The sequence below is a fragment of the Peribacillus faecalis genome (assembly GCF_014712675.1).
GTDB lineage: Bacteria > Bacillota > Bacilli > Bacillales > DSM-1321 > Bacillus_AD > Bacillus_AD faecalis.
On sequence record NZ_JACXSI010000016.1, the window covers coordinates 24,949 to 42,512 of the forward strand.

The 17,564-nt window shown below is 36.4% G+C and carries 16 protein-coding genes; 4 read left to right on the top strand and 12 right to left on the bottom strand.

Annotation, left to right across the window (positions count from 1 at the left end):
* Nucleotides 1–50: 50 nt before the first annotated feature.
* The 7 genes from IEO70_RS08005 to IEO70_RS08035 all read right to left on the bottom strand — a co-directional run bounded on the left by IEO70_RS08005 (nucleotide 51) and on the right by IEO70_RS08035 (nucleotide 8,872).
* Entirely contained in the window at nucleotides 51–1,097 is a 1,047-nt protein-coding gene (locus IEO70_RS08005) for a LacI family DNA-binding transcriptional regulator (protein ID WP_190997852.1), read from the bottom strand.
* A 33-nt stretch (nucleotides 1,098–1,130) separates the two neighbouring features.
* Complete coding sequence (locus IEO70_RS08010) at nucleotides 1,131–2,798, bottom strand: glycoside hydrolase family 13 protein (protein WP_190997891.1); 1,668 nt, start codon at nucleotides 2,796–2,798, stop codon at nucleotides 1,131–1,133.
* A 21-nt stretch (nucleotides 2,799–2,819) separates the two neighbouring features.
* Nucleotides 2,820–4,466 (bottom strand): glycoside hydrolase family 13 protein, encoded by a 1,647-nt coding sequence (locus IEO70_RS08015; RefSeq protein ID WP_190997853.1) that lies wholly within the window; start codon nucleotides 4,464–4,466, stop codon nucleotides 2,820–2,822.
* Nucleotides 4,467–4,504: 38 nt separating this feature from the next.
* Nucleotides 4,505–5,323, bottom strand: a complete 819-nt coding sequence (locus tag IEO70_RS08020) for a carbohydrate ABC transporter permease (RefSeq protein WP_190997854.1) — start codon at nucleotides 5,321–5,323, stop codon at nucleotides 4,505–4,507.
* Nucleotides 5,323–6,183, bottom strand: coding sequence for a carbohydrate ABC transporter permease (locus IEO70_RS08025; protein WP_190997855.1), 861 nt, complete (start codon nucleotides 6,181–6,183; stop codon nucleotides 5,323–5,325). The genes IEO70_RS08020 and IEO70_RS08025 overlap by 1 nt, the downstream gene beginning before the upstream one ends.
* 100 nt (nucleotides 6,184–6,283) lie before the next feature.
* Nucleotides 6,284–7,582: an ABC transporter substrate-binding protein gene (locus tag IEO70_RS08030; protein WP_190997856.1), complete on the bottom strand. Its 1,299-nt coding sequence runs from the start codon at nucleotides 7,580–7,582 to the stop codon at nucleotides 6,284–6,286.
* A gap of 198 nt (nucleotides 7,583–7,780) precedes the next feature.
* Nucleotides 7,781–8,872: an ABC transporter ATP-binding protein gene (locus tag IEO70_RS08035; RefSeq protein WP_190997857.1), complete on the bottom strand. Its 1,092-nt coding sequence runs from the start codon at nucleotides 8,870–8,872 to the stop codon at nucleotides 7,781–7,783.
* 401 nt (nucleotides 8,873–9,273) lie between these two features.
* Between IEO70_RS08035 and IEO70_RS08040 the strand changes: the two genes are divergently transcribed.
* Entirely contained in the window at nucleotides 9,274–10,392 is a 1,119-nt protein-coding gene (locus IEO70_RS08040) for a tyrosine-type recombinase/integrase (RefSeq protein ID WP_190997858.1), read from the top strand.
* A gap of 283 nt (nucleotides 10,393–10,675) precedes the next feature.
* Here the strand turns inward: IEO70_RS08040 and IEO70_RS08045 are convergent, their stop codons facing one another.
* A complete protein-coding gene (locus tag IEO70_RS08045; RefSeq protein WP_190997859.1) occupies nucleotides 10,676–10,828 on the bottom strand; it encodes a YrzI family small protein in 153 nt (50 codons plus the stop codon).
* Between the two features lie 515 nt (nucleotides 10,829–11,343).
* Between IEO70_RS08045 and IEO70_RS08050 the strand changes: the two genes are divergently transcribed.
* Genes IEO70_RS08050 through IEO70_RS08060 form a run of 3 tightly spaced genes read left to right on the top strand, consistent with a single transcriptional unit; the run spans nucleotide 11,344 to nucleotide 14,400 of the window.
* Nucleotides 11,344–12,534 (top strand): efflux RND transporter periplasmic adaptor subunit, encoded by a 1,191-nt coding sequence (locus IEO70_RS08050; protein WP_190997860.1) that lies wholly within the window; start codon nucleotides 11,344–11,346, stop codon nucleotides 12,532–12,534.
* Nucleotides 12,518–13,198 carry an ABC transporter ATP-binding protein gene (locus IEO70_RS08055; protein WP_190997861.1) on the top strand — a complete coding sequence of 227 codons (681 nt, stop codon included), beginning with the start codon at nucleotides 12,518–12,520 and terminating at the stop codon, nucleotides 13,196–13,198. The genes IEO70_RS08050 and IEO70_RS08055 overlap by 17 nt, the downstream gene beginning before the upstream one ends.
* Complete coding sequence (locus IEO70_RS08060) at nucleotides 13,195–14,400, top strand: ABC transporter permease (RefSeq protein ID WP_190997862.1); 1,206 nt, start codon at nucleotides 13,195–13,197, stop codon at nucleotides 14,398–14,400. Before IEO70_RS08055 ends, IEO70_RS08060 begins: the two co-directional genes overlap by 4 nt.
* A gap of 262 nt (nucleotides 14,401–14,662) precedes the next feature.
* Here the strand turns inward: IEO70_RS08060 and IEO70_RS08065 are convergent, their stop codons facing one another.
* From IEO70_RS08065 to IEO70_RS08080, 4 genes are all read right to left on the bottom strand, one after another.
* Entirely contained in the window at nucleotides 14,663–14,923 is a 261-nt protein-coding gene (locus IEO70_RS08065) for a hypothetical protein (RefSeq protein ID WP_190997863.1), read from the bottom strand.
* Nucleotides 14,924–14,958: 35 nt separating this feature from the next.
* Nucleotides 14,959–15,483, bottom strand: coding sequence for a DUF308 domain-containing protein (locus tag IEO70_RS08070; RefSeq protein WP_190997864.1), 525 nt, complete (start codon nucleotides 15,481–15,483; stop codon nucleotides 14,959–14,961).
* Nucleotides 15,484–15,607: 124 nt separating this feature from the next.
* Nucleotides 15,608–16,108, bottom strand: coding sequence for a hypothetical protein (locus tag IEO70_RS08075; protein ID WP_190997865.1), 501 nt, complete (start codon nucleotides 16,106–16,108; stop codon nucleotides 15,608–15,610).
* Between the two features lie 178 nt (nucleotides 16,109–16,286).
* Nucleotides 16,287–17,525, bottom strand: coding sequence for an MFS transporter (locus IEO70_RS08080; protein WP_190997866.1), 1,239 nt, complete (start codon nucleotides 17,523–17,525; stop codon nucleotides 16,287–16,289).
* Between the last annotated feature and the right edge of the window lie 39 nt (nucleotides 17,526–17,564).

Here is a 17,564-nt window from a genome sequence, read left to right on the forward strand (position 1 = left end):
TATAAGAAAACCGCTGCCTATTTTGACAGCGGTTTTCATTATTGCTTTCATTAAACCTCTTCCCTCTTACATTCTACAGAAATAACCTTCACTGACTCCCTCTCAACCAATCTTGCCGGAATCGTTATTCTTTTCGGCAAAATCGATGGTGTTTCAATGAGCTCAATTAATGAATCTGTTGCTTCAAAGCCTAGCTGATTAATGCCGATATCTACGGAAGTCAAAGGCGGACGCGAATGTTCTGAAACGAAATAATTATTAAATGAAATGATTGATATATCATCAGGTACACTCATATCCAAAGATTCAAGATGACTGATGATTTGAAAAGCAATTAAGTCATCTTGCGTGATAATTGCTGTCGGAGCATTATCTAGTGCTATTAGCTTCTCAATGATTGCCCTGCCTTCTTCCTTCACCGACTGCTCGTTGACCACAAATCTTTCATCATATGGAATGCCGGCCTTCTCTATCGCTTTCTTATAGCCTTTTAAACGATCGGCTGTTACGACAAATTGCTGATTTCCCCCGATAAACGCAATACTTCTGTGTCCCGCTTTTATTAAATAATTCGTTATATCAATAGACGTTTGAATGTTGTCATTATCAACGTATGTAATTTGCTGTTCCTTTTCATACGGTCTACCGACTACAGTAAATGGGATATTTACTTTATTTAAGTATGTTAATAGCTTGTCATTTTTACGGGAATATAAGAGCAAAATACCATCGACCCGCTTTCCTTGTACCATTCTTACTACTTCTTCATAAATGCTTTCTTCGCTAGCGCTCGTAGATAAATAAATTCCGTACTTATGCTTATTGGCGCTCATTGATATGCCCAGTAAAACATCAGAAAAGAATGGATTTTGAAAAGAATGAAAAGCTGCGTTCGGCAAAATAACCCCAATAGCCCTTGTGTTTTTTCCCGCTAAACTTTGTGCCTGAAAGTTAGGATAATAGCCTAACCGGTTCATTACTTCTCTTACACGTCTTTTTGTCTCTTCACTTATATTAGGGCTGTCCTTAATTACTCTGGAGACAGTTGATGCAGCAACTTTCGCCTCCTTGGCTACGTCTTTAATCGTTACGTCCATATTCTCCTCCTGTAAGTTTGCCGGCGGTCTTATCTAAAATTTATAAACAGTTGCTTCATACGGCTTCAGTGTATGAATTTCCCTGTCCTCTTCATTTGTAATGAGGATTTCAGCTTTCTCTAGACTGTTTATAAAAGATTCATTCCTCAAATTTATCAATTTTTCAGAAAAATTACAAAGAATAACCAATGTATCTGTTTCACTTATTCGCTTATATGCAAAAACATCTTCATGTTCCTTCATTAATAATTGAAAACTTCCTGTCGTAATGACATCCAATTGCTTTCTTAATCGAATCAATTTCTGATAATAATAGTAGATAGAATTAGCGTCTTCTAATGCGGCTTGTGCATTAATCACAGAATAACGAGGATTTACCGGAATCCATGGCAGAGTATCGGAGAAACCTGCATAACGTTTATCGTTCCATTGAAAAGGAGTACGGGCGTTATCTCTCCCTTTTGTATATATAGCCTCCATAATACGCTCGTGTGACCAGCCTTGTTCTTTTTTCTCATTATACATATTCAACAGTTCAACATCTCTGTAATCTTCCAATCTCTCAAACTGCACATTCGTCATGCCGATTTCTTCGCCTTGGTAAATATAAGGTGTGCCTTGCATCATGTGCAGACAAGTAGCCAGCATTTTCGCTGACTTCTCCCGGAATTGTTGGTCATTTCCGAAACGCGAAACGATTCTCGGCTGATCATGATTGTTCCAATATAGGCTATTCCAGCCTTTATTGAATAAAGCTGTTTGCCATTTTTCAAAATTAGATTTTAAATCAACTAAGTTCAAAGGCTTTAATTGCCATTTCTCACCGTTCTCACAATCTAAATTCATATGTTCAAACGTAAAAATCATCTGCAATTCGTCATTGTCAGGATTTGTGTATACAGCGGCATCTTCAGGAGAAGTGCCCGGCATTTCCCCGACCGTCATCATATCGTACTTCGAAAAAACTTCTTTGTTCATTTCATGCAAGAACTCATGAATTCTTGGCCCATTCATAAAATGAGCACTGCCGTCCGCATACTTTTGACCTGCCGCAAGTGCGCCGTTTGGATAAGAAGTGTTTTTCGAAATAAAATTGATGACATCCAATCGGAAGCCATCAACACCTTTATCTAACCAAAATCTCATCATTTTATAAACTTCATCTCGGACGAGCGGATTTTCCCAGTTTAGATCGGGCTGTTTTTTATCAAACAAGTGTAAATAGTATTGTTCTGTAGCTTCATCATATTCCCATGCCGAACCACTGAAGACTGAACCCCAATTCGTAGGCGGTTCATCTGCAATGCCTTCCTTCCAAATATAGTAATCCCGATATTGGTTATCTTTGCTTTTCCTTGACTCAATAAACCAATGATGCTCATCGGAAGTGTGATTAACGACCACATCCATCATCAGTTTTATATCCCGATTATGGGCAGCTTCGAGCAATTGCTCAAAGTCTGCCATTGAACCGTATAAAGGATCAATTTGTTCATAATCGCTTATGTCATAGCCATTATCCGCTTGGGGGGAAGCATAGATAGGAGAAAGCCAAAGAACATCGACACCTAATTCTTTCAAGTAGTCCAATTTACTGATGATTCCTTGCAAATCGCCAATACCATCATTATTTGTATCCAAAAAGCTTTTCGGATAAATTTGATACACTACTGCATTCTTCCACCAATTTGCTTTCAATATTGTTCACCTGCTATTCAAAGATTAAATTAAATACACTCTCACTTCATAAGGCTGCAACATATGCTCGTCATTTACTTCTTTGTAGTTATGCAAAATAAGCTCGCCGTTTTCAATCGGCACTGTATGTTTTAGTGCTTCTTTACCGAAATTACATAAAATAAGCGCTTTTGTTTGTTCCATTGTGCGCGTATAAGCGACAATATTCGGATGATTATTGTTTAAATACTCGTATTTTCCATAGACAAACACTTTTTCTTGTTTACGCAATGCAATCATTTTTTTGTAGAACGATAGTACGGAATCTTCATTTGTTTCTTGCTCTGCAACGTTGATTTCTTTATAATTCGGATTAACCCCAAGCCAAGTGCGATCCCCACTTGTAAAACCGCCGAATGGAGCATCATTCCACTGCATCGGGCTTCGTCCATTATCCCGGCATGTCCTTTTCAAGATCTCGATCAGTTCATCATGCGGAACGCCTTTTTCTCGTTCAATTGCGTAAAATTTTAACATTCCGACATCATTATAATCTTCAATATTCATATAATACGCATTTGTCATGCCGATTTCCTGGCCTTGGTAAATAAATGGCGTACCTTTCATAAAGAAGTATAGAGCACCAAGCATTTTTGCGCTTTCTTCGCGATAAAGAGTGTCATCTCCCAATGTAGAAACACTTCTTGTCAGATCGTGATTTTCAAAGAATAGAGCATTCCAGCCGTCGTTTTCTAATGTGTATTGCCAGTCGGATAAAATTTTCATAAGCTGCTGAACGTCAACATATCCGTTTTCATACTTATTCCATAGCCTTAAATGTTCGAATTGGAAGATCATATTAAAGTAACCGTCTTCTTCTCCGACCCATTTATGTATATCTTTTAAGGAAACGCCATTCGCCTCTCCTACTGTCATTAAGTCTTTTCCTTTTATCGTCGAATCGACAAACTCACGGAGATGCTCATCTATTCCTTCGTAATTGGACATATATGGGAAGCATTCAACATATGGTTTATTTCCTTCACTCGGCATATCCGGAAAACCAGGTTTTTTCTTAATATGACTAATGGCATCTATTCTAAAGCCGTCAATTCCTTTATCAATCCAGCGATTCACCATATCATATAAGGCTTGGCGAACGTCAGCATTTTCCCAGTTCAAATCAGGCTGTTTCGTGGAAAACAAGTGCATATAATATTGCTTTGTTTGATTGTCCCATTCCCAAGCGGAGCCGCTGAAAATTGATTCCCAATTATTCGGTTCGGCGCCGTTTTTGCCATCAGCCCATATATACCAATCACGCTTCGGATTATTTAAGGATGATTTTGATTCGATAAACCAAGGATGTTCGTCACTCGTATGATTGAGCACAAGATCCATGATGATTTTAATTCCGCGCTTATGTGCTTCATCCAGCAGTTGATCAAAATCATCCATTGTTCCGAAGTCTTCCATAATATCTTCATAATCGCTAATATCGTAACCATTGTCATCATTAGGAGATTTATAGACCGGGCAAAGCCAGATAACATCAATACCTAGTCCGGCTAAATAATCAAGTTTCTGAATAACACCTTGAAGATCGCCTATACCATCACCATTACTGTCATAAAAGCTTCGCGGGTATATTTGATATACAACCGCTTCTTTCCACCAATTACTTCCCGTCATTTCTCATATACCTGCTTTCTCTCATTTATGTTGAAATATTATTGTTTAACAGCACCTTCTGAAACACCTTTAATGATATGTTTCTGTGCCAAAAAGTAGCCGATAATAACCGGAATAATCGCTAATGTTAATCCTGCAAGTGCTAAATGCCATTGTTTTGTATATTCGCCGAAGAAATAGAACATTTTCAGCGGAATTGTTTCCATTCCTTGCTGATTTATAACAAGAGAAGGCAATAAATAGTCATTCCAAATCCAAATTGTATTCAAAATCCCTACTGTTACAGTGATTGGCTTTAACATCGGGAAAATGATATGCCAGAAAATTTGAAAGTTAGATGCTCCGTCAATCCTAGCTGCTTCATCAACTGTTTTGGGGATACCGGATAGAGCACCGTAAAATAAGAAAATCGATAAACTGCTACCGAAACCTAAATACATAAAAATAATCCCGATGCGATTTAGTAAATCTAATTTACCGAATATTGAAATAAGCGGAATCATAACAGATTGGAAAGGAATCAGCATCGCAGCAATAAAAATAAAGAATAGTATACTGCTGATCTTGCTCTTGTTTCGAGATAAAGCGTAAGCTGCCATTGAAGAGAAAATAATAATGATCCCAACGCTTACTACTGTAATAACTACAGAGTTTAATAAGGTTTGCAAAAAGCTCAATCTTTCAAAGGCATCATAGTAGTTTTCGAGGCTAAATGCAGCCGGAAAACTTAATGTATCCGTAAAGATTTCTTTCTTTGTTTTAAATGAGTTAACAATCATTAAATAGAAAGGAGCTAGCCATATAAGAGCCAAAATGATGCCTAATATTTCTACAAATAGTAAATACCTTCTTCTCATTACATTTCTACCTCCCTTTTCTTATTGTAATAAACTTGAATTAGTGAGATTGCCGCAACAATAATGAAGAAAATGACCGCTTTCGCAGATGCATAAGCCATTTGATTTTCGGAAAAAGCGCTTCTGAAAATATTCATTGCAACCATTTGCGTCGAATCATATGGACCGCCTGCTGTTAAAGATAAGTTTTGGTCATATAGTTTAAAAGAATTAGATAAAGTCAAGAACATACTTACTGTAAAGGCCGGAGCCACTAACGGAAAAATGATGTAGCGGAAACGCTGAGCAACAGTAGCTCCATCAATAGCGGCAGCTTCTAACAGCTCTGTTGGCAATCCTTCCAGATGGGCAATATAAATGATCATAATGTAACCCGCCATTTGCCAGCTCATTAAAATAACTAATCCCCAGAAGCCGGTTTCTGTTGTCGATAGCCAGCCTTGCAGTTGTTCCATGCCAATCAAATCCCCGATACTTGAAAATACTTTCAAGAAAATGAATTGCCAGATGAAACCTAAAATCAGCCCGCCGATTAAGTTCGGCATAAAGAAGATTGTCCGCAAGAAACTGCTGCTTTTAATTCTTGAAGTTACAATTAAAGCAAGACCTAAACCAATCAAATTAATCATAATGATGGATACAACCGAAAATTTAACAGTAAATATCATTGAGTTTCTGAAATCCTCATCTTGGAATAACTCAATGTAATGCTGGAAACCGACAAAATTGTTAACCTGTATACCGTTCCAGTCTGTAAATGAATAATAAACCCCATAAAATAAAGGTATTAAAACGACAATTGATAGAGCGAGTAGAACAGGCGCTAAGAACAGCCAATAGGATAAACTTTTTGTTCGCATCTGAATGAATGCCTCCTTGTTAAGCGTGAATACGATTACTATATAAAGCGCATGACACAGAAGAATTAGATCTTCTGCGTCATGTCAGTAATCATTCTATTTATCTGTTTTTCTCCCAGGCTGCTTGAGTTTCAGAAACAACCTCATCCCATTTCGCTTCGCCGCTTAAATATTTTTGAATGCTGACACCAAGTTCATTTTGTCCCCAACCTGTAGGGTATCCCATGAATGTCCAGCCAATTGTTTTGCCAGCTGTTGCATATTCGTAAACAGCTTTAGAAAGCGGGTCGGAAATTTTGCTTACATCATAACCTTCATAAGCCGGAATAAACTTAAATTCAGTAAGGACCGCTTCTTTACCTTCTTCAGAAGTATACATCCAGTCCAAGAAATCTTTTGCAGCTTCAATTACTTTCTCATCTTTGTTGCTGTTTACACCCCAATACATTGGTACACCGACAGGGATGCTGTCTTCTTTATAACCTTCAACCGGAATTGGCAGAATGCCTACATTGCTATCAGCAAATTCTTGATCGATACCTGCGATAGAACCATACACCCAGTTACCTTGCTGAATAATCGCTACATTGCCAAGAGAGAATAACTCTTCCACTTGTTGTGAATAATCTAAGCTTACAGTTGGCTGTACAGAATATTTATTTTGAAGATCCAACACATTTTTGAAAGCGTCTCCATAAGTGAAATCAACTTTACCGGATTCAAATGCTGTTACAACATTGCCGTCAAATTCAGGAGCAATGAACGTATTAGATAAATGCAATCCTGTTACCCATGTTTCTTTACCAGGCAATGCAAATACAGCCTTAAGTCCTAAATCTTCTTTTTTGCTGTCCAATGTTTCTACAGCTTTTACTAAATTATCATAACTTGTAATCTCTTCAGGTTTAATGCCTGCTTTTTCGAAGACTTCTTTGTTATATAGGAAGCCGTATCCTTCTTGGTTGTACGGCAATCCAAGCACTTTGCTGTCTGTTGTCACTCCGTCAAGTGTCCCATCTAAAGCAACTGCAGCCGCTTCAGTATCAGACAGATCAGCTAATGAGTCTTGCCAATCCTTTACGTCTTGAGGACCGCCGACATTGTAGATAGCCGGTTCATTGCCTGAAGCAAACTTAGATTTTAAAGCAGCACCATAATCTTCACCGCCGCCGACAGAAGTAATGTTGATTTCAATACCATCATTTAATTCTTCGTATTGTTCAGCTAAAGCTTCAAATTGGTCTTTAAACTCTACTTTGAATTGAAAAACATCAACAACTGTCTTATCTTTGCTTTCTGACCCGCTTGACTCTTCTCCGCCAGATGAACAAGCAGCTAACAATACACTAGTTGTTAAAGCTGTTGCCATAAGACCTGAGAATAACTTTTTCTTTCCCATTAAAAACCCCTCTTTTCGATTAAATAAATAGCGCAATGAAATCGTTTGCATAAAACTTCAAAGTTAAGAATCTATTAGGTTATGTATATAAATTCTTTTAATAAAAAAATCTCTTGGAGATCTTTTTGAAATTTACGAAAACGTTTGCATTACTTACATAAAATATATCACATGGTAATTTAATCCTCAACTATAAAATTAATCTTCTATTACCAATCTATTCTCTTTTTCTTGATCGAACAAATGAACAGTATCATCTTCAAATTTTAAATAAACCGTTGATCCAACTTCCAATGAATCGTCTGTAACCGCTTTAATAACAATTGAATGGTTTTTATTTTTTGTATGAACATACATTTCGGCACCAATAACCTCTACTAAATCAACTGTTACTTCAAATGGTGTTTTCTCTTTGGAAATTGTAATACTTTCCGGACGAATTCCTAAGATCACATTTCTATTATTGTTTGCTTTAACCAGTTTTTGTTCTTTTTCGCTAAATGTATACGTAGCTTTGCCCTCTGTTATAATAAATTGATTTCCGGAAATTTTACCTTCAAGGAAGTTCATGCCTGGAGAACCTATAAAGCTGGCAACAAATTTATTATTCGGTTTACGATAAACTTCTTTAGGCGTACCGATTTGTTGTATCACACCATCTTTCATAATGACGATACGAGTTGCCATTGTCATCGCTTCTGTTTGATCGTGAGTAACGTAAATTGTTGTCGTATCCATCTTTCTGTGAAGCTTCGTTATTTCTGCTCTCATTTGCACACGCAATTTCGCATCTAAGTTTGAAAGCGGTTCATCCATTAAGCAAATGCCGGATTGTTTTACGATAGCTCGGCCTAATGCAACACGTTGTCTTTGTCCGCCTGATAATTCTTTCGGCTTTCTTTTTAGCAAATCCGTTAATCCAAGGATTTCGGCTGCTTCTTGAACTTTTTGTACGATTTCTTTCTTAGGAACCTTTTTGATCTTTAGTCCGAATGCCATATTATCGAACACTGTCATGTGCGGATATAATGCATAATTTTGAAAAACCATCGAAATGTCGCGATTTTTCGGTTCGACGTCATTTACCTTTTTGCCATTTATGATTAGTTCACCATCTGAAATGTTTTCTAAGCCTGCTATCATTCGCAGCATCGTCGATTTGCCGCAACCTGAAGGACCAACTAATACGAGGAATTCTTTTTCTTCAATATCAAAGCTGATATCTTTAACTGTATAGTGGTCGCTGTTGTCATATTTTTTATGAATATTTTTCAATTCAATCTTTGCCATCCCTTTGCCTCCTGCAATATTTTCCTAAATGCAAATATTCATTTAAGTATTTCAATTCTAACGATTATTTTCATATTTTGCAATATATTTCCTCGCATTCTATAGATTATCATAATTACGCTCCTTTATTTCCAGTTAATGTATTAAAATGAGCTATATTTAGTGAAAATAATAGCATTTTTACAATACGCACCTAGAACGAAATGAGACAGGTACTTATCCAACTTCATGAAGATAATTTCGTCTGAGAGCGTTTCTACAACACACTAAATATTGGATATTTAATTTAAATCTTGCTACTCAATTATACTTTTCTATGATAATATAGTAAGTAAAGATAATTAGGTATTATCTTTACTTTACATAATACTATTATAGTTATACTAACAGGAGATTATGGGATGAATGATTTATCGGTATTAAATCAACTAACTAATGAGAATTACTTATTGGACTTGCAGAACAATTTAGAGCAGCGTCGCCTGCTTGATGAAAATAGAAATTTAACACTGGCCGATTGCAGCGAGCAAGACTTTTTGGAAATCTTCTTTATGGAAAAAATCTTTACCCCTGATAAAAAGCTTTCTGCTCATACGATTAAAGCATACCGCTCGGATGCAAAAACATTATTGCTGTTTATGATCGACCACTCCCTTTCCTTCCGTGATATCGGTTTTCCGGAAGTGAAGGCTTATAATAAATATATTAAAGAAAAATATGCGGCTAAATCGGCTATTCGTAAATTGGAGTTCTTTCGTCGTTTATTGGACTTTGGCTATGAATCACAATTTTATAAAGCTCACCTTTCAACCTGGATTCAAAAGCCGTCTGCAAAAAAAGGACACTATATAATAGAAGAAACTCGAACAGAAACGAGTCAAACTAGAGTTCAGGTGCGAGAATTGAATCAAAGAGATGCCGAATATTTAATATCTTGTTTTCCAAAAGTGGTTAAATCAGAAACAAATCGCGAGCAGCTTGAAATTCGCAATTTATTGATTGGCTACCTCCTCTACACGACCGGCCTGCGAGCTAATGAATTGTTAAGCTTGAATTGGGGAAGTTTCCGCTATAATCGACAAGGCTATCTGTATGTTGATGTAATCGGGAAAGGAAACAAACCGCGGACGATTCCGATTAAAGAGGAAACAGAGCAGTTGTTGTTTAAGTATCGAAGAAGTTTAGGAGAGCCTGTTGAAATCGATACATACGATGTCAGCCCGCTTTTCTTCTCCTTATATAATCGAAAAGACTTGCTTCAGCACAAAAAGCGGCTAACTTATCCGAGTTTGTATAAAATCGTTAAAGAAGCTGTGCAACTAGCTGGTAAACAACAGCAAGTATCACCGCACTGGTTCCGTCATACATTTGTGACAATGATGCTTGAAAATGATGTACCGCTTGCGATCGTCAAAGATATGGCTGGACATTCTGATATTTCTACAACCAATATTTATTTGGAAAGAATCAATCAAGATAATACACATGTTCATTTGCAGAAAGTGAGTATGTTTCGGTAAGACAGACCATCACCAGTCCTCTTTGGTGAAGTACAGATCCTTTGCTAAGATGCCAATCGGAGATGATTACAATCATAATTGTTTCTCCAATCAAAAATTTTACACTTAAGAAGTTGAAAAGCTGTCCGTCTATATTCGGACAGCTTTTTATCAACACAACAGGATTATTCTCGTACAGTTTCGTTAGCTGCTATCTGCCAAAATCCACAACTTCCCCTTTTTAATTGTAATAATTCTTCTCATTATCATCTCCACCTTTCATTTATTTTTCATCAAGTTTCACTTACCAGAAGAAGCCGCTTTTAACCACTTTCAGATAATTCTCATCTCTAAGCTTTTCAATTTTTTCATGCTGTAATCCCTCTTTAGTCATAAAATCATTAGAGACTTTATTTAATTTAAGTGTCACAGTAAAAAACAATAAATTTAATGTCATGGTATATCACCTCCTTTCAATGAAATATAAATAAACCGCAAGAAAGAATCCTGCGGCTTTGAATTAGTGCTGTCATACAAGAAGGCATACTAACCCCTTTTTTAAGCATAACAAAGCCGCAGAAAACAACATTCTCCTGCGGCCGAAATGTTTATAATTAATAAAAGTGTTTTTCATTAACAAACTATACGATCCACAAAGGTCGAATGTATTTTTATGAAGTTATATTTTTTGATTAAAGTTCTTGCCAGTGCTTTCATTTTCTTCGACCTCCTTTGATTAATTTTTCTTACATTGATTATTGTATATTCATTTCCGTTATTTGTAAATAGTGTTTTTGGAAATTAAAAAATAATTTTACTTATCTATCATAAAATAATTAGCGTTTACACTAATATATCTTCAAATAATCTTCATTATCGATTCCAAAATACGACAATTGTGTTGAAATATCCCTAATTACTATTATACTTAGTTAATAAGTTACAAATTTTTCATATTTATAGGAGGTTAAAGTGATTAAAAAGAAATGGTTTTGGATTGTATCTGTAGTTATTGTAGGTATTGTTATAGGAATTGCAGTTTTCTTCTTCAGAAGCACTGGATCCGGAATGGCAGGAACAGAGCCTACTGAAATGGTAATCACTGTTCAGAAAGCAAAAAATCAAGAACTGACAGAAAGTATTTTAGCAACGGGGAAAATCGTGCCGGAAAGGGAACAAAAGGTTTTTTGGGAAGCGGAAAAAGGGGAAATCGTTGAATATAAAGCAACAGAGAATCAAGTCGTAAAAGCCGGCGACCCTCTATTTGTTTATGATGCTACTAAAATTAACAATGAATACAACAAAGCAATTCGGGAAAGAGATTTACTCCAAAAAAGAAGCAAAACAGAACAAGCGCAAATTTCTGAGTTTGGTAAACGCATTACTCAAGCTCAAAAGAAGGCAAGTGACGGAGAAGCAGAAGATGTTAACCAATTGACAAGCGAGAAAATCCAAATGGAAATTCAATATGAAGGCACGAAAGCTGAAATCACTTCAATTCAAGAACAAATCAATGAATTAAGCAAACAATTAAAAGATATGACTGTTGTCAGTAAGATTGACGGATTAGTCGTAAAAGTAAATCAAAATATTGAGAAAAATGAATCAGGTGCAAATGAACCTGTTGTACATATTATCTCGAATTCTCCATTTAAAGTAATCGGGTCAATGAGTGAATTTGATACCGTAAAAATTAAAGAAAGCCAAGATGTTATTATCCGTCCGAAAGTATTTAAAGATCGTGAATGGAATGGTGTAGTTGAATCAATCTCCCAATTTCCCGACTCTGAGGGCGGCAGCGAAGAAATGTATAGCGGTGGTGGTGGCGGTAGCGTAACCATGTATCCATTCAAAGTAGCGATTACTGATGATACTTCTGAATTGCGTCAAGGCTTCCATGTATCTTTAGAAATTAAAGTGAGCGGTCAGGATGATGTTTTAGCTGTTCCTCATATGGCGCTTACACAAGATGAAGAAGGTATGAATATTGTTTATGTTTTGGTTGATGGTCTTTTGCAAAAACGAACAGTTGAAACCGGTATAATGAATGACGAGTTCATTGAAATTAAAGAAGGTGTTGCACTTGATGAACTAGTTGTTATTATGCCGGACGAAGGAATGTTTGATGGTATGGAGGTGACCTCCTATGATGAAATTGAGTGATATTAAAAAAGTTTACAATAATGGGTCATTGGAAGTCCCTGTACTAAATGGCATTGATTTAACGATAGAAGAAGGAGAATTTGTGGCAATAATGGGACCCTCAGGTTCTGGAAAATCAACATTAATGAATATTATTGGCTTTTTAGATACCCCTTCTTCCGGCACATTTGAATTAAATAAAGTCGAAATCACTTCTGTTAAAGAAAGCCAATTAGCAAGACTAAGGAATGAACACATCGGATTTGTTTTTCAGCAATTTTTCTTATTGCCAAGATCGAATGCGCTTAAAAATGTCGAGTCACCATTAATTTATGCAGGAATTAAAAAAGCTGAAAGAAAAGAACGTTCTAAAGAAATGTTAAGTAGGGTTGGTTTAGGCGACCGTATGACTCACTTCCCTAACCAGCTATCAGGCGGTCAAAAACAACGTGTTGCTATTGCACGGGCGCTAGTTAATAACCCTGCTATTCTATTAGCGGATGAACCTACCGGCGCCTTAGACTCTAAGACTAGTCAACAAATAATGGAACTATTCGTTCAACTAAACTTAGAAGGAAAAACGGTCATTATCGTTACCCATGAAGATGAAATTGCCGCATATGCCAAAAGAGTCATTACACTTAAAGATGGACTGATAACAGCTGATGAGAGGTTGACGTTATGAGTATGTGGGAAAGTTTTAAAATTGCTCTTTCATCTATTTGGGGTCATAAGATACGGGCTATCTTAACAATGTTAGGTATTATCATTGGAGTTGCCGCTGTCATCATCATCGTTGCAATCGGACAAGGCGCAAAAAGCCAAATGACAGAGGAATTATTCAGCACTGATCAAAATGCTATTGATATTTATTACGAACCGCTCCCTACTGAAGACGGCTCAGAAATGTATTGGGAAGAACCGGAACTTACAGCTGAAGATATCATTACTCTTTCCGAAGTACCTGGAGTAGAAGCAGTCATTGCAATTAATCGCGGTTGGGGGCCAATGGTCTATAATGACGTTCAAGGTGAAATGGAGATTATGGGAGTTGGACCTGAATACTTCTCTGCAAAAAATCTTCAAATTGTAGAAGGACGTGCCTTCTATGCTGCTGATACTGAAGGCATGAACCGAGTGGTGATGATTGATGAAGTAGCGAGAGATTATTTTTTTGCGGATGCTGAAAATGTTATCGGAGAGATTGTTGATGTAAATAACAACCCATATAAAGTCGTTGGTGTCTTTACTTCACTTGTACCAGAGCAATATCGATATAGCGAGTTTGGCGAAATGCTTATGCCCAGAGGAGTAATTTCGATGATGTTCGGCAATAGAGAGATCGAACAGCTATCTGTAATTGCCGGTGACCCGGAACAAATTGCAGAAACCGGAAGATTAGCGGCCGACGCATTAACGCAGGCAAAACAACTTGAAGATGGTATGTATTCAACTTATGATATGTCTCAATATGAACAAGAATTGGATACGGTCATAACTTTAATGACTTTATTTATCGGAAGCATTGCAGGAATCTCTCTTTTAGTCGGCGGAATCGGTGTTATGAATATTATGCTTGTTTCCGTAACGGAAAGAACGAGAGAAATCGGACTTCGCAAAGCACTTGGAGCGACAAGAGGAAAAATTCTTCTGCAATTTTTGATTGAGTCTGTCACATTGACGACGCTTGGCGGATTAATCGGTCTTGGTTTAGCGGCAATCGGCACGCAAATCGTATCGCAATTAAGCCCGATTACAGCAACAATCAGCCCATTAGTTGTTTTAGTAGGTCTTGGCTTTTCCGCATTTATTGGCATTATATTTGGCATTTTACCAGCAAATAACGCATCGAAGTTAAGTCCGATTGATGCATTAAGATATGAATAATAAGAAAAACCTTTAGAAATTTATCTTTCTTAAGAAGTAAAAAGACAACACTTAGTTGAACGAAGAACCGCAAGCGAATAACACTTGCGGTTCTTCTATCGTCTAATCAATCTAAAAAGTGAATTTCGATACTTTCATTTGTAATTCTTCCACTAAGTTCGAAAGTGAAATAGATGCGCTCGTTATTTCTATAAATGAATGTAAGGCCTCTATCAACTAAAACCGAGCAATTTTATATATAATTTTCTAGCTTTTCTTAATTTTAATTAGGTTCCCATCTCAAATGATATTGGTCAGCTAATTTTAATGAGCGATCTAATGCATCTAAATATGGTATAGAAGAGCTGAGAGCTTTTAAATATGCCGTATTCTTGTCATCTTCTCTTAACATTTGCACAAAGTATCCACCTTCGCACGGCTCTACATGCACCGCTAAATGATCTGCACCATACTCAAGTACAGCATGTTCTACAATTGCAGAAGCATCATTATATTCAATGTCATACACTCTTTCTTCAGCCATCTTCAACCCCTCCTCAAATATTCTCTACTATTTCTTTACCTCGCACAGAAAATAGAAAACCATAATTTTTCCAAATAATAATACGTACTAAAAGCATTGAGACCTTGCGTAATGAAAAATAGACTAATAACAATAACTATACTGATACTATTAATGAGCGGAATAAATCCTATAATTGCGGATACTCCTCCTATTAATAAAAGCCCTATCCAACCATATATATGTAACTTTCTTGCTTTAAAGCTTGCAATCACTCTGATATATCCTGAAAACAAAAGCCATAAACCAAACATAAAGTTCAATGTATGATCGCTAACATCATTATCCAAGAATAATATAGCGCCCAATAAAAATGTAACGGATCCCTCTGCTAATATCCATTTGACATCTCTTTCCTCGTGAGAATCATTTAAATAATTGACCAATAAAATAAGACCTAATGCAATCATCACTATCCCAACTAATAAAATAGAAATTCTTGATGGGTTAATCATAAACAACACACCTAACAGCAGCATGATAATACCTGAAAATAAAATGAAAATATGCCAAAATCTCATACTGTTCCCTCCCTGTAAGGCTTTAAAGTCGTATATTCTTTAAATACCCATTTTAAATTTACTAAAATCGAATTTATAAAATTAAAATCAGCCCCCATCAAGGATGATTGAGGCTGATAGCTTCTTACATATTAATGGTATTCCTGTCTAAATAAATCTTGTTTCGATATTTCAGCTTATATACATATTGGAGGCTTATATTTTTTTCACTATTACCTAAGAAGAAATGACCATTTTCAAAAAAAACATGCTTCTCGACTTGCATTTCTTCTTGATTCAAATTGGTCACCCATACTTTTTTAGCACTATGAAGTTCATTCTGTAAAATATCTTGAATAAGCTGTTCTATGGATTTCCCTTCTTCTTCCATACATTCAGTTACAGTCTCAGAATGACAAACTTCACTTGTGACTGCAATTTCTTCCATTACCTTAACTCCATTTGGATTGGTACTATTTCCAATTGGAATATATCTATCTGTATGTATTGGCTGCTCTTCTCTTCTTTTAGATACAAATCTGTATAATAGCATTGCAAATCCGCTTGTCCAGCCAATTAGAGAAACAATCTTTCTTAATCTGGCTGCTCTTTTCTTTTTTTTCTGTTTGTTTTTTGATTGCTTCATACTGTGATTGGTTACCGCCTTTCATTTAGAGACTCCACTAACTTTGGTATTTCCATAGACTCCCTGTATGATGATTATTAGCTTCATTTTATTATGTGTATCCTGTTCAATCAAGCTAGTATTCTTTTGAAACCAGAAAAATAAGCCAAGCTATAATTAACTCGGCTTATTTTAGTACTTACTGTTTTTCTGTTAGCCCGGCTTTAACTAATGCTTTATTGCCAATTAAGAAGAAGGATAGAATAAACATGACAATTCCGGTCCCAATCAGCAGCAACTCAATGGCTATTACATCTGCAACCGGCCCAAATATCAGCATACCTAAAGGCATCATTGAAGTTGAAATCATTGTCAAGACGCCAAATACTCTTCCTAAATAATTCTCTTCCACTTTTTCCTGCAGCAAAACCATTGAAGGTGTATTAAAGAACGGCATTGCGATACCGATGATACCCATGAATAAAGAATAAATCCAAAAGACTGGTATAATACCAAGAGCAAATGTACATATTCCAAAAATAACGCTTGCCAAGCTCATCGTATAAATTTTGTTTTTAAAACCTTTCATAGTAGCGACCAAAACTCCTCCAAGCATCATTCCGATTGAAAAGGCCACTTCAATCGCCGTCAGTCTCCAAACATCAGCACCAAAGCTTCGAGTTACTTGTAACGGAGTTAAAAATGAAACAGGAGCAGCCATAATAAAGAAAAGTGCGAAAAACAAAAAGAATATTTTTAAAAATTCATGATTCTTGATATACTTCAAGCCAATTTTCAAGTCCTCATAATAGCTAATATTCTGTTTTTCTGTCGCTTTTGCATGAATCTTAATAGATAAGAATTTTAATAATATAAAAATGGCAATAGCGGCAGTAATTACATCAATAAAGAAAATCATTTCAATAGTTGTTGCGGAAAGAAGTGCAGCACTGACCATTGGAGAAATCAACATGACCATCGCTTGCATGCTTCCGTTAATCCCATTCACCTTCGTTAAATATTCTTCGGGTACCATCTGCGGAATAATCGCCCCGACTGCTGGTGTCTGAATTCCTGTACCGACTGCCCGAACTGCGCAAATAACAAATAGCAGCCAAAAAGCATCATAACCAGATATAAAGACAATTGCCAATAAAAGCGTTACTAATGCGATCATCGCATCTGCAATGATAATCAACTTTTTTCGATTGTATCGGTCCGCCCACACTCCTGAAAAAGGCGAAAGCAGAAATGTCGGTAAAAAGCCGCATAAAATATAGATGGTCATCATTACACCAGATTGCGTATTCAGTGTAATATACCACATAACAGCATATTGTACTAAAGAAGAACCGAACATCGAAATGAATTGACTGCCTAAAAACAATGAAACATTCTTTTTCCAATTCCCATATTCACCATCTAGAGTTGGGTTCATTCGTAAACACATCCATTCTCATTTAATTGGAATATCTTC